This window comes from Kribbella sp. NPDC059898 (assembly GCF_042730855.1).
Lineage (GTDB): Bacteria > Actinomycetota > Actinomycetes > Propionibacteriales > Kribbellaceae > Kribbella.
This window is the reverse complement of the sequence record NZ_JBHWKR010000001.1, coordinates 223,594-236,132: the sequence shown is the minus strand read 5'-3', so window position 1 is coordinate 236,132 and position 12,539 is coordinate 223,594. Positions and strand designations below refer to the sequence as shown.

The 12,539-nt window shown below is 68.3% G+C and carries 13 protein-coding genes; 11 read left to right on the top strand and 2 right to left on the bottom strand.

The features are described 5' to 3' along the window. Positions 1 to 61 precede the first annotated feature (61 nt). Together rpsR and rplI are read left to right on the top strand one after the other, a co-directional pair. Positions 62 to 295, top strand: a complete 234-nt coding sequence (rpsR, locus tag ACFV9C_RS01195) for a 30S ribosomal protein S18 (RefSeq protein WP_012924539.1) — start codon at positions 62 to 64, stop codon at positions 293 to 295. Positions 296 to 309: 14 nt separating this feature from the next. Next, positions 310 to 756 carry a 50S ribosomal protein L9 gene (gene rplI, locus ACFV9C_RS01190; protein ID WP_380189742.1) on the top strand — a complete coding sequence of 149 codons (447 nt, stop codon included), beginning with the start codon at positions 310 to 312 and terminating at the stop codon, positions 754 to 756. Positions 757 to 932: 176 nt separating this feature from the next. On the opposite strand, the gene ACFV9C_RS01185 is transcribed toward rplI, so the two are convergent. Further along, entirely contained in the window at positions 933 to 1,139 is a 207-nt protein-coding gene (locus ACFV9C_RS01185; protein WP_380189740.1) for a hypothetical protein, read from the bottom strand. Continuing rightward, positions 1,136 to 2,554 carry a hypothetical protein gene (locus tag ACFV9C_RS01180; RefSeq protein WP_380189738.1) on the bottom strand — a complete coding sequence of 473 codons (1,419 nt, stop codon included), beginning with the start codon at positions 2,552 to 2,554 and terminating at the stop codon, positions 1,136 to 1,138. Before ACFV9C_RS01180 ends, ACFV9C_RS01185 begins: the two co-directional genes overlap by 4 nt. A 392-nt stretch (positions 2,555 to 2,946) precedes the next feature. Between ACFV9C_RS01180 and ACFV9C_RS01175 the strand changes: the two genes are divergently transcribed. From ACFV9C_RS01175 to ACFV9C_RS01135, 9 genes are all read left to right on the top strand, one after another. Further along, on the top strand, positions 2,947 to 3,426 hold the full coding sequence (locus ACFV9C_RS01175) for a DUF6668 family protein (RefSeq protein WP_325042293.1): 480 nt from the start codon (positions 2,947 to 2,949) through the stop codon (positions 3,424 to 3,426). A gap of 30 nt (positions 3,427 to 3,456) precedes the next feature. Further along, positions 3,457 to 3,714, top strand: coding sequence for a TrbC/VirB2 family protein (locus ACFV9C_RS01170; protein WP_380189736.1), 258 nt, complete (start codon positions 3,457 to 3,459; stop codon positions 3,712 to 3,714). A 104-nt stretch (positions 3,715 to 3,818) separates the two neighbouring features. Further along, positions 3,819 to 4,631 (top strand): hypothetical protein, encoded by an 813-nt coding sequence (locus tag ACFV9C_RS01165; protein WP_380189734.1) that lies wholly within the window; start codon positions 3,819 to 3,821, stop codon positions 4,629 to 4,631. After that, the gene (locus tag ACFV9C_RS01160; protein WP_380189732.1) at positions 4,628 to 5,599 is read left to right on the top strand and encodes a type IV secretion system protein; all 972 of its coding nucleotides are present in this window, start codon (positions 4,628 to 4,630) and stop codon (positions 5,597 to 5,599) included. The genes ACFV9C_RS01165 and ACFV9C_RS01160 overlap by 4 nt, the downstream gene beginning before the upstream one ends. Before the next feature lie 91 nt (positions 5,600 to 5,690). Continuing rightward, positions 5,691 to 7,190, top strand: a complete 1,500-nt coding sequence (locus ACFV9C_RS01155; RefSeq protein WP_380189730.1) for a hypothetical protein — start codon at positions 5,691 to 5,693, stop codon at positions 7,188 to 7,190. Beyond that, a complete protein-coding gene (locus ACFV9C_RS01150) occupies positions 7,177 to 8,685 on the top strand; it encodes an SCO6880 family protein (RefSeq protein WP_380189728.1) in 1,509 nt (502 codons plus the stop codon). The genes ACFV9C_RS01155 and ACFV9C_RS01150 overlap by 14 nt, the downstream gene beginning before the upstream one ends. A gap of 34 nt (positions 8,686 to 8,719) precedes the next feature. Then, positions 8,720 to 10,339, top strand: a complete 1,620-nt coding sequence (locus ACFV9C_RS01145; protein ID WP_380189727.1) for an ATP/GTP-binding protein — start codon at positions 8,720 to 8,722, stop codon at positions 10,337 to 10,339. Beyond that, the gene (locus ACFV9C_RS01140) at positions 10,339 to 12,171 is read left to right on the top strand and encodes a type IV secretory system conjugative DNA transfer family protein (protein WP_380189725.1); all 1,833 of its coding nucleotides are present in this window, start codon (positions 10,339 to 10,341) and stop codon (positions 12,169 to 12,171) included. The genes ACFV9C_RS01145 and ACFV9C_RS01140 overlap by 1 nt, the downstream gene beginning before the upstream one ends. Further along, complete coding sequence (locus ACFV9C_RS01135) at positions 12,161 to 12,538, top strand: DUF4913 domain-containing protein (protein ID WP_141856453.1); 378 nt, start codon at positions 12,161 to 12,163, stop codon at positions 12,536 to 12,538. Before ACFV9C_RS01140 ends, ACFV9C_RS01135 begins: the two co-directional genes overlap by 11 nt. Position 12,539: the final 1 nt, after the last annotated feature.

The following is a 12,539-nucleotide window of genomic DNA, read 5'->3' as shown; positions in this document are numbered from 1 at the left end:
CTAGTCAGTGACCATTCCGGCAGTCCCTGCCGGGCTCTGGAAATAGGAAGAGAGCACCACAATGGCCAAGATCATTCGGAAGCCGAAGAAGAAGGTCTGCGGCTTCTGCAAGGACAAGGCGACGTACGTCGATTACAAGGACACTGCGCTGCTGCGCAAGTTCATCTCGGACCGCGGCAAGATCCGCGCCCGCCGGGTGACCGGGAACTGCGTGCAGCACCAGCGCGATGTGGCCACCGCTATCAAGAACGCTCGTGAGGTGGCGCTGCTGCCGTACACGAGCACGGCTCGCTGAGGGAGGCGCGGACCATGAAGCTCATCCTGTCTCAGGAGGTCGAGGGCCTCGGAGCCCCCGGCGACATCGTCGAGGTCAAGGACGGCTACGGCCGGAACTACCTCGTCCCCCGCGGCCTGGCCATCGGCTGGACCCGTGGCGCGGAGAAGCAGATCCAGACGATCAAGCGGGCGCGTGACGCCCGGGCGATCCAGGGCAAGGAGCACGCGAGCGAGGTCAAGAACCAGCTCGAGCAGCTCAACGTGAGCCTGGCCGTCAAGGCCGGCGACACCGGCCGCCTGTTCGGCTCGGTCACCCCGGCCGACATCGCCGGTGCGATCAAGGCCGCCGGCGGCCCGCTGGTCGAGAAGCGGTCGATCGCGATCGGCTCGCCGATCAAGACCACCGGCAAGCACCAGGTCGCCGTCCAGCTGCACCCAGAGGTGGCCGCCACGGTCCGCCTCGAGGTCGCAGCCGGCTGATACCGCAGCAACACCCGAAGGCCCGCGTCCCCCGAAAGGGACGCGGGCCTTCGCTTTGTACTAAGCCGCGGGGCCTTCGCTTGTACCAAGCCGCGGGGCCGTCGCTTGTGCTGGGCGCGGGCTTCGCTTGTGCCCCGCACGCGCTGTAGCCCGGGGGCTGTGCCGGGCTCTGTGGCTCAGCCGCCTGGGAGTGGCGAAGGCGACGGCCACTGGACCGGCTGTGGCTCCGACGCCTGTCCCAACTTGTCGGGCGGGTCGACCGTCGGCCAGGCGGTCGGCTGCGGCTCGTTGTCTCCCGCCAACGCGTGCGCCGACGGAGCCAGCAGGATGCCGACAGCGGCGAGTGCTGCCAGGAGACGCGCCGCCCGGCGCTGGGCGCTCACTTGATGTCCAAGGCGTAGAGGACCGAGTTGTACACCACGATCGCGTGCGTACCCGCGATGCCCCACGGCCGCGTGACCGCCGTCAACGGGTACTGCTTCCAGTTCGACGAAATGGCGACCGTGTTGCTCCCCAGCGTGCCGTAGATGAACCCGCCGGTCAGCGACAGCGGCCGGAAGCCAGGGACCATCTGGATCTTGCGGGTGGACAGGTTGATCAGGCACTCACCCCAGGCAGCAGCCGTGCGCTTCGGGTCCGGGACCCAGGCCCAGTCGTCGGTGTCGTGTTCCTGCTGGGTATGACATTCCGCGACCATCTTGCCGCTGGCCGTCGAGTGCACCACCGGGATGACCTGGCTCGGGTCCTTCGCGAGGGTCCAGAGGACGAGGACGTAGTCCGGGCTGGCCGCCTTGACCTGCTTGATCTGGCCGGCCCCGCCCGGCTTCTCGAACGCCACTGTGGTCAACGGCTTGTCCGGCTGCACCCAGTAGATCGGACCGTTGTACTGCGAGACCAGCACCCGGTCGCCCTCGGCGAGCAGGATGGTCGACAGCAGCGGAGTCTCCGGGATCGCCTTGAGTGCGCCACCCGAGACGACCATCGCGCCGGCTTGCTCACCCTGCAGCATGATCAGCGGCGACTTGCCGAAGAACTGTACGGTGGCGCCGTCGGGCAAGGCGATCTCCTTGGGCAGCGCGCCGTCGCCCTCCCAGTAGTACAGCGTGTCCCGGGTCGTGAGCGCGAGAACGACCTTGGAGTCGATCGTGGTGTACACCGGGCTCTGCGCGTCCCTCGGAACCTTGTCCTGCCACAGCACCTTGCCCTTGCTGTCGAAGACGACGACCTTCAGGCCGGACGAGTCCGGGTCCGGTACCAGGATCGCGACCTCGGTGCCGTCGGGCCGGACGGCCGGCGTGGTGTCCTTGGCGATCGCGACGGTCCAGTCGGCGTGTGCGGTGTAACCCAGCGGCTGGGACTTCGGCGCGAAGTCGGCGGCGCGAACCTCAGGCCCCGCGAGCGACGGGAGCTTCGGTGACGTGGTCGCCACCGGCTTGTGGTCGCCGAGCTTGCTGAAGACGGTGAGGTACAGCGCGGTGCCACCCAGCAGGACGACGGCCACGACCATCGCGAGGATGATCGGCCAGATCGGCTTCTGCTTCCCGGCGTTGGTGTCGATCGCGTCGACCTGACCGTCCGGGTGCACGACCAGCGGCCAGGAGGCGCCGTCCGCCTCGACCGCGGTGACCTTCATCGGGCGGCCGAGTTGTGCGGCCTGCTCGGCGACCAGCTGGAGCGCGGCGGCCCGCGGATCGGAGTTGTTGAGCGGATGACTACGGCCCGCGATCTTCACTTCGGCGTTGTGATCGTCGTAGAGCCGAATCGTGACCTTCGGCCAGGAAGGGATCTTCTCAGCCACGATGGCCTCTCATTCCCGCCACAGGTCTCCCTCGTTCATCCGGTTCCGACGTCCTCGTTCTAGCATGTCCCCCGCACGAGGCATGCCAGGGATTCCGGGCACGCAGAAACCACGCGGGCCCGGCGGCTCGACTGACCCCGACAAGGGGGTAGAAACATCCTCGCCTGTGGATGGGTCATGAAAGTACACCCGGAAAGCGAGAGAATACGGTGGGCGACTGCCTGTGACGGAACGCGAGAGGAGGGGCCATGACGCAGAACCCGTGGACACGAGAGCAGTCTCCGGGTCCACAACAGCAGGCGTCAGTGGCTCCGGGACCTCAGCCGGACATCACCCCGCGAGGGCCGTCCGCCCCGCAGCACGGGGTGCCGGCGCCCGCGGAGGACCAGCGCTTGCCCAAGTTCGCGATTCCGGCGGCGGACACGTTGTGGTGGGTCGGGGTGCACGGTGGCGCCGGCGAGACCACGATGTCCGTGCTGCTTCCGGGGACCCGGGCGGCCAACCACCGTTGGCCGATCCCGCCACCGCCGGTGCCAACGCCGGTGATCCTGGTCGCCCGGACCCACGGGTCCGGTCTGCGCGCCGCGCAGCGAGCCGCGATCGAGTGGGCCTCGGGAGTCGTTCAGGGTGTCGCCGTGCTCGGCCTGGTGCTGATCGCGGACGCCCCGGGCCGGCTGCCCCGAGTGCTCGACGACTTCGCCGACATCGTCGGCGGAGGTGTCCCGAGGGTCTGGGACATTCCGTGGATCGAGGAGTGGCGTCGAGGGGAGGCTCCTACGCCTGACAACACCCCCGACGAGGTTTTCGAAGTACTTGAATCCATCTACGCACTTCGCGCGTCAAACCCAGCGGACTACCCCGCCCCGTACTGAAAGGGTGCTTTCACCATGATGTTGCTTCACATGGCTTCCGAACTGCCCACCGTGCTGCCGATGGCCACCATGCCACCGGAGATTCAGAACAAGCTCAACGATGTCGTCACCTGGGTCCAGACCATCGCGTACATCATCTGCGGCCTCGGCATCGTCATCGCCGGCGGCATGATGGCGATCGGTCAGCGCCGAGGTGAAGGTGGCGAGCACGCCGCCCGGCTCGGCTGGGTCCTGGCCGCCTGCATCGTCATCGGCGCGGCGAACGGCCTCGTGACTGCCCTGCGGTGACGGTTACCCGACCTGTAGGAACCTGCACGGAAGGCTGATCGTAGGTGGGACTGTTCAGCAGGACCCCGGACTCGGGAGACGACACCGACGGCGAAGGTACCGGCATGCTCGACAACCGGGCCTTCGTCGCATCGGCGATCGTCGTCGTGGCGGTGGTCCTCAGCCTCGTGGCGTTCCTTGTGCTGCGCGGTGGATCAGGTACGCCCTCGGCCACGGCGAGCAAGACGCCGAGTACGGGCGTGCCCACCGGACAACCCACCGACGTGCCCACCGACGAGCCGAGCGGACCGCCGGCAACGCCGGATCCGACCGCGACGACGACCCCACGGGTCACTCCGCCGCCGGCCAACAACACGGTCGGCGGCTGCCACGTCGCCAAGCCGCCGCTGGCCATCCCGCGCTACTACGCGCCGACGGCGGTCACCTGGCAGTTCGAGGGGAGCATGCTGATCCCGCTGCAGGTGGCCGGCGGTCCCGCGGCGACCAGGGCGAACGGTGTCAAGTACTGCTTCGCGCACTCGCCGACCGGCGCCGTGCTCGCGGCGATGGTCCTGCTCGGCCAGGTCCAGAACCGGTCCATCGCGATCGATGTGCTGGAGGAGCGAGTGGTGCCCGGGCCCGGACTGGTCAAGGCCATCGCGCAGGCAAAGCTGGACATGGCGACACCGGCGGACAGCACCAGCGTGCAGTTCGTCGGTTTCAAGGTGGTCTCCTACCCGAAGGACGGTTCGCAGGCGATCATCCAGATCGCGACCCAGTTGGGTGATCAGGGGGTCGGTGCGCTGATGGTCACCATGCAGTGGTTCAAGGGCGACTGGCGTGCGGTGCTGCAGGACGACGGAAGCTTCAACGGAACGGTCGAGCCGGACATTCTGTCCTCGCTCAACGGCTACGTAAGGTTCAGTGGTTCCTCATGATTGCTCTCTGTTCGTGGTACCCGGGTGACTGGCCCGACTGCGTCAAGAAGTACGTAGGACAGGCGATCTCCTGGTTCGTCAATCTGGTCTTCGGCAAGATCTTCGACGCGGTCCGGGACATCGTCCTCGGGGCCGTCGCCAGTGTGATCAAGGCAGTCGGATTCGCCTGGATCTACCTCTCGACCCCGAACGTCGACGCGAACGGCCCGGCCAGTTGGGTCCAGGCCCACACCTACTTCATCGTCGTGGCGGTGGGCGCCATCGCGGTGATCGTGGGTGCGATGCAGATGGCGTACATGCACCGCGGCGAGCCGCTGCGCGACATCCTGAAGTCACTGCTCACGCTGCTGGTCGTGTCGGCCGGCGGCTCGGCCTTCGCGGCCACGCTGATCGGCGCCTCCGACCAGTTCTCGAGGTGGATCATGAACTCGGCCCTGCTGCCTACCAAGGCCGAGTGCGAAGGTGAAAAGCTCGACAAGCTCACGGGGGCGGCCAAGGAGGCAGCGATGCATGTCTGCTCGGATGCAGCCGTCTCCAAGCTCACCGCGGTGCTGATCGATCCGCTCAAGGGCCCACAAGAGATCTTCGGCTTCATACTGGTCATCTTCATCGGCATCCTGATGGTCATCACGGCGATCATTCAGCTGGCACTGATGATCGTCCGGTACGGGATGCTGGTGTTGCTGGTCGGTGTGCTGCCGCTGACCGCGGCCGCGACGAATACCGAGATGGGGATGATGTGGTTCAAGCGCACACTCGGCTGGCTGGTCGGATTCATCATCTACAAACCTGTCGCGGCGTTGATCTACGCGACAGCCATCCTCTTGATCGGAGGCGCCCCGACGGTGAAGGGCGCGGAAGCGGGCACCTCCGAGACTCTGAACATGGTCATGGGCGTCACGCTCATGGTCGTCGCGGTCGTCGCCTTGCCGGCCATCCTCCGGTTCGTCTCACCGAAGCCGTCCTGACATGATCGCGCTCGGCTGGGTCGACATCATCAAGAATGCGCTCCAGGACTTCCTGAACGGTGCTGGAACCCTAATCGACGGTTTGATCAAATTGATCTTCGAACCAATCCTGAACGCGATAGCAAAAGCCGTCGGCGTCATCATGAGCACGATCGGCACCTTCTGGATCCACATGCCGACCCCGGCTGTCGGCAACGTCGACGCCAACCAGAATCCGGACGGAACGCCGGCCAGCGGCACGGTCAGCTGGGTCTGGGAGCACACCTCGTTCCTCAGTATCTCGATCGCCACCCTCGCTCTGATCGTCGGCTGCATGCGGATGGCCTGGACCCAGCGCGGCGAGTCGGCCCGCGATCTGCTCAAGGGGTTGATGACCCTCGCGGTCGCCTCCGCCTTCGTGATCGCGGTGGCACAGGTGCTGATCGGCTGGGCCGACCAGTTCTCGAGCTGCCTTGTCATGTCGTCCCTCATGCACGGCTCGGACGGTTGGGTGTGCCCCGGGGATCCGATACCCGACGGCCAGAACGTGGACTTCGGCAAGGGCATGATCCTGTTGCTCGGGTTCGGAGGGGCCGCGACCGCGGGCAGTCCGCTGGGCATCGGTCTGCTGATCTGCATCGGCCTGCTGTGCATCATCGCCGGCGTGATCCAGGTCGTGCTGATGGTCGTCCGGAGCGCGATGCTGATCCTGCTACTCGGGGTGCTGCCGATCGCGGCGGCCGCGACCAACACCGAGATGGGGAAGGAATGGTTCAAGAAGATCCTGTCCTGGATCTTCGCCTTCATCCTCTACAAACCGGTGGCCGCGATCGTCTATGCCACCGCGATCCGGCTGACCTCGAACAACGGTGACCTGTCCTTCAACCCTTCGGACATCGGGGGTGAGGTCATGAACCTGGTCACCGGCGTCACGATGCTGGTGCTCGCATTGTTCGCACTGCCGGCGCTGATGCGGTTCATCGTGCCGATGGTCGCGGCGACCGCGGGCTCGGCCGGTGCCGGCATGATCGCGGCCCGGATGATCGGGATGGACAAGCTCGGCGACATGGCGAACAAGAGTGCCGAGTCCGGTTCGGACAGCGGCAGCGGCAGTAGCGACGGCCCGAGCGGCGCGCAGAACGTGGGCAACGCCCGCCAGCAAGCGCCCAGCAGTAGCCCGAGCGGTAGCGGAGGCGCAGGGGGCGGTGAAGGTGCTGCCGCGGCCGGCGGCGAAGGCGGCGCGGCCGGTGCCGCAGGCGGAGCCGGCGGAGGTGCGGCGGGTGGTGCGGCCGGAGGTGCCGCGGGCGGTGCTGGTGGCGGTGCGGCCGCTGCCGGCGGTGGTGCTGCCGCGGCCGCCGGACCTGCCGCGGTAGCGGTGGTCGCCGTCAAGGCCGGTATGGACGCCACCAAGGCGTTCGGCCAGATGGCCGCGTCCGAGACCATGGGCGAGGGCGACGCCGGTGGCGGCGGAGGCGGAGGTGGCGGCGGCGGTGGCGGTGGCGGTGGTGGAGGCCCGAGCGGCAGCACCCGGAACACCGCACAGGGCTCAAACGACGGTGGGGGCGACCAGCCACCACCACCAGAACCGGACGGACCAAGTGGCAGCGGCTGAGAACGTACGACGCGCACCTCGCACCTACGGCAACTGGCGGCAGCCCGCTTCGGCGGGCATCGCCGGCCTCGGCATGCTCGGCACGGGCATCCTCATGGGCGGCCTGCTGATCGTGGTCATCGCGATGATGACCGGCGGTGTCAAGTCCGCCTTCGTCGCGCTGGTGATCGTCGGTGTCGTGTTGGGGCTGCTGATCACCAAGGACAAGCACGGGCAGTCGACGCTGCAACGGCTCTCGACCAGCATTGGATGGCAACGAGCAAAGATGGCTAAGCACAACCTTTACCGCTCAGGCCCGCTCGGCCGGACCGCGTGGGGCAAGTTTCAGCTGCCCGGTCTCGCCGCTGCCTCCCAGTTGAGCGAGTACCAGGACTCGTACGGCCGGCCGTTCGCGCTGCTGTACTACCCGACCACCCGGCACTTCACCGTCGTCATCAACGCCGAGCCCGACGGCGCCTCACTCGTCGACGAGGAACAGGTCGACGTCTGGGTCGCGCACTGGGGCCAGTGGCTGGCGTCGCTCGGCCATGAGCCGGGCATCATCGCCGCCTCGGTCACCGTGGAGAGCGCGCCGGACACCGGCATCCGGCTGCGCCGCGAGGTCGGCGGCAACATGGCGGACAGCTCGCCGCCGATCGCCCGCGCCATGCTCACCGAGGTCGTGCAGACGTACCCAGAGGGCTCCGCGCTGGTCTCGGCCCGGGTCGCGCTGACCTTCAAGGGCACCGACCGGAGTGGCAAGCGGCGCAAGGAAGACGACATGGGCCGTGAGCTGGCGGCCCGGCTGCCCGCGCTCACCCAGAGCCTGAACGCCACCGGTGCGGGTGCCGCCCGGCCGGTCAGCGCCCAGGAGCTGTGCGAGGCGATCCGGATCGCGTACGACCCAGCGTCGGCCTCGCTGATCGACGAGGCCCGCGGTCAGGGCATGCCGCCCGAGCTGCAGTGGACCGACGTCGGCCCGGCCGCCGCGCAGGCGTTCTGGGACAAGTACCGGCACGACTCCGCCTGGTCGATGACCTGGCAGATGTCGCAGGCCCCCCGCGGTGAGGTGTTCTCCTCGGTACTGTCGCAGCTGGTCGCGCCGCACCCGGACATCGACCGCAAGCGCGTCACGTTGCTCTACCGTCCGCTGGACGCCGGTACGGCGGCCCGGATGGTGGAGGCCGACAAGCGCAACGCGTCGTTCCGGGCCACCACGTCCGCCCGGCCGTCCGCACGCAACCTCGCCGAGGCCCGCGCCGCCGACCGGTCCGCCCAGGAAGAGGCCCGCGGCGCGGGTCTGGTCAACTTCGGCATGGTGGTGACCGGGACCGTGATGACGGCGGAGCAGCTGCCGGACATGGTCGCCGCGGTCGACAACCTCGGCGCCACGGCACGCGTGCTGCTGCGGCCGGCGTACGGCTCGCAGGACTCGGCGTTCGTCGCCGCCCTTCCGCTCGGCGTCGTGATCTCGAGTCATCTCGCGGTGCCCGCCGGCCTACGGGAATCCCTATGATTGAGCTGAGCGCAGTGACATCTGGGGAGTCACAGTGAGCGACAAGAAGAAGCAGAAGAAGCCCGTCGACCCGAGCCGCCGCGGCCGACGGCCGATGCCACGTGGCTGGCCAGGGCCGGGCGGCGGCTACTCGACGTACCTGCAGGCTGCGCAGGAGTGGCGTGGTACGACGGTCCAGGTCTGCGGGATGTGGCCGTTCTCGGCCGGCACCGGCAGCCCGATGGTCGGCGTACCGATCGGCCGGAACATCCTCTCCGGCGCGACCATGTGCTGCGACCCGATCAGCTGGTTCATGCGGGCCAAGCTGATCTCGAACCCGTCGATGTTCGTGCTCGGCAAGCCGGGTCTGGGCAAGTCGACGATCACCCGGCGGATGGCGCTCGGCCTCGCCGGGTACGGCGTACAGCCGCTGGTGCTCGGCGACCTGAAGCCGGACTACAAGGACCTGATCGAGGCCCTTGGTGGGCAGGTCATCCAGCTCGGCCGCGGCCGCGGTCACCTGAACGTGCTGGACCCGGGCGAGTCGCGGCAGGCCGCGCTGCGGCTGACCGGCAAGGCCCGGGAGGCGATCCAGGCCGACGCGCACGGCCGCCGGCAGACGATGGTGTCGGCGCTGATCGCGATCATGCGTAACCAGAACCCGAACGACCGCGAGGAGACCATCCTCGACGAGGCGCTCAAGGTTCTGGACGAGCGCTTCCAGGGCACTCCGGTCCTGAAGGACCTGCTCCAGGTCATCCAGGACGCGCCGGACCGGGTCCGCAACGTGGCACTCGACCGCGGCAGCCTGGACCGCTACCGGCAGATCACCGAAGGCCTCGAGGCGTCACTCATCGGCCTGGTCGGCGGTGGCCGGCTCGGCGAGATCTTCTCCGCGCCGACCGACAACCCGATGCAGATGGACCGTCCGGTGGTGTTCGACGTGTCCAATGTCGACGACTCCGAGACCAGCCTGCAGGCGGCCGTGCTGCTGGCCTGCTGGTCGTACGGGTTCGGCGCGGTCGCGGTCTCCCAGGCCTTGGCCGACGCGGGCCTGGAGCCACGGCGGCACTACTTCGTCATCCTCGACGAGCTGTGGCGGGTACTGCGGGCCGGAAGCGGCCTGGTCGACCGGGTCGACGCGCTGACCCGGCTGAACCGGCAGCGCGGTGTCGGTATGGCGATGATCTCGCACACCATGTCCGACCTGCTGGCGCTGCAGAACCCGGAGGACCGGATGAAGGCGAAGGGATTCGTCGAGCGCTCCGGCATGGTGGTTCTCGGTGGTCTGCCGCGGGCAGAGATGGACAACCTGACCGAGGTCGTGGCCATGTCCCAGGAGGAGCAGAACATGCTCATCGGCTGGCAGGACCCGCCGGCCTGGGACCCGTCGACCGGCAAGGAGGCCGCGCCTCCGGGTCGAGGCAACTTCCTGATCAAGGTCGGTGGCCGCCCCGGGATCCCGGTGCACGTCGGCCTGACCACCGTCGAACGCGAGATCAACGACACCAACAAGCTGTGGACGACCGGCGAGAACGGCAAGCCGCAGATGGTGGAGGTCGCGCCGGACGGCACCGAGGCGGTCGTCGGCGAGTACAGCCTGGACGACCCGGCGCTGCTGCCGCCACCCGACCCGAACACCCGGGTCCCCACCCGGACGGGAGTTGACGAGTAATGGCCGACGGCAAGCGGAGTACCGGACCTGGCGGCATCTCACCTGAGGCCGTCTTCATCTTCGTCATCGTCGGCCTGATCGGGCTGGTGTCGGTCTCGGTCTGGCTGGCCCTGGCGGTCGCGTCGGCGATCAACAAGACGCGGGCGATCGGGAACCCGTTCAGTGCGGTCGTCGAGCTGGCGAAGGGGACGCTGCACTGGTCCGGCGCCGCGACGGGTGTCCTGGTCATCGAGGTCGTCGTCCTGCTCGGTATCGGCGGCGGTGTGTGGTGGATGGTCCGGAACCGGAAGCAGTCGGTCGGTCGGGTGGACCGGCAGGCGTCGTTGATGGCGAAGCGGTCGGAGATCTACAAGCTGACCCGCGAAGGCGCGCAGGAGAAGGCGAACCAGCTCGGCATCGCCGACTCGGGTCCGGGCATCCTGATCGGCCGGACGGTGCAGGGCAACCTCGAGGTCTTCGGCAACTGGGAAGACATGCACGTCGACATCTGGGGTCCTCGTACCGGTAAGACCACGTCGCGCGCGGTGCCGGCCATCCTGGACGCGCCGGGCTGCGTGATCGCCACCTCGAACAAGCGCGACATCGTCGACGCCACCCGCGGTCCGCGGTCGGAGAAGGGCCCGCTGTGGGTGTTCGACCCGCAGGAGGTCTGCGAGGAGCCGCCGAACTGGTGGTGGAACCCGCTGACCTACATCACCGACGAGACCAAGGCGCGTGAGCTCGCCGAGCACTTCGTCGCCTCGCAGCGCACGGTCGGCGCGCAGACCGACGCGTTCTTCGACGCCGCCGGTACCGACCTGCTGGCCGGCCTGCTGCTCGCCGCCGCGGTGGCGAAGCGGCCGATCACCCAGGTCTACAGCTGGCTCGCCGATCAGCGGAACGACGAGCCCGAGCGGATCCTGCGCAACACCCCGGGCCTGCAGCTGTCCGCGGACGCGCTGGCTGGTGTGATCAACGCGCCGGACAAGCAGCGGGCCGGTGTCTACGGTACGGCGCAGCAGAGCGCGCAGTTCCTGGTCAACCGCAAGGTCACCCGCTGGGTGATCCCGAACGGGCCGAACGACAACCGCCCGCAGTTCAACCCGCACGAGTTCGTCCGCAAGGGCGGAACGCTGTACAGCCTGTCCAAGGAAGGCGCCGGTACGGCGGGCCCGCTGGTGACCGCGCTGACCGTCGCCGTCGCGGAGGCCGCCGAGCAGTTCGCCCGCGGCTGCCCGCTCGGCCGGATGCCGAAGCCGCTGGTCGGCGTACTGGATGAGGCCGCGAACGTCTGCCGCTGGAAGAACCTCCCGGACCTGTACTCGCACTTCGGCTCCCGCGGCATCGTGCTGATGACGATCCTGCAGTCCTGGGCGCAGGGCCAGGAGTGCTGGGGCGACCACGGCATGGAGAAACTCTGGGGCTCTGCCAACATCCGCGTGTACGGCGGTGGCGGCGCGGACCCGAACTTCCTCGAGCGACTGAGCAAGATGGTCGGCGAGTACGACATCCAGTCCAACTCGGTGTCGTACAACGAGGGCAAGCGCGGTACCAGCCAGCAGGTCCAGCGGCACAACATCTTCGACGTGTCCGCGCTCGCCGCACTGCCGGCCGGGCGGGCCGTCGTCCTGTCGTCGGGTCAGCCGGCCACGCTGGTGAAGACCGTCCCGTGGTTCACCCGGCCGGACGCCGGTACGGTGAAGGCGTCGCTGGCGAAGTACGATCCCGGAGCGGCGGCGAACATCCCGGTGAGCAACAACCCGTGGGTGGCGTCGCAGCAGCCGGCGCTCCAGCAGCGCGGCCCGGAGCGCCCGGTCTGGGAGCAGAACGAGGGGAACACCGGTGGATGGTGAGCAGGAGCTGTTCTACCCGCACGTCGCGGAGTTCGTCGAGGACCGGCTGATCTACCTCTACACGCGGCGGCTCGGGCAGCAGTTCGTCTGGTGCCCGGAGTGGTACCGGCACGCCGAGGCGCTCAGCCGGCTGGACTCGATCTGGCGTGCCTGGGAGCACCTGCGGCTGGACCCGGCGACGGGCATGTCGGTCTGGTGGCGGGACCACGCCGACCCGCACATGATGGCGCTGCTGGACCCGGACGGCCCGTTCGCGGCCTGCCGGAACAACCAGCACACCGACTACCCGATCCCGCCGCTGCCGGTGCAGGAGCCGCCGGCCGGCCTGTTCTTCGACCAGCGCCAGCCGAACATCCGCGGCGTCTGAG

What these genes read in the sequence shown, in the direction of transcription:
- rplI (WP_380189742.1), top strand. Translation starts at nt 310, where the DNA reads ATGAAGCTCATCCTGTCTCAGGAGGTCGAGGGCCTCGGAGCCCCCGGC.
- ACFV9C_RS01160 (WP_380189732.1), top strand. Translation starts at nt 4,628, where the DNA reads ATGATTGCTCTCTGTTCGTGGTACCCGGGTGACTGGCCCGACTGCGTC.
- rpsR (WP_012924539.1), top strand. Translation starts at nt 62, where the DNA reads ATGGCCAAGATCATTCGGAAGCCGAAGAAGAAGGTCTGCGGCTTCTGC.
- ACFV9C_RS01140 (WP_380189725.1), top strand. Translation starts at nt 10,339, where the DNA reads ATGGCCGACGGCAAGCGGAGTACCGGACCTGGCGGCATCTCACCTGAG.
- ACFV9C_RS01170 (WP_380189736.1), top strand. Translation starts at nt 3,457, where the DNA reads ATGGCTTCCGAACTGCCCACCGTGCTGCCGATGGCCACCATGCCACCG.
- ACFV9C_RS01165 (WP_380189734.1), top strand. Translation starts at nt 3,819, where the DNA reads ATGCTCGACAACCGGGCCTTCGTCGCATCGGCGATCGTCGTCGTGGCG.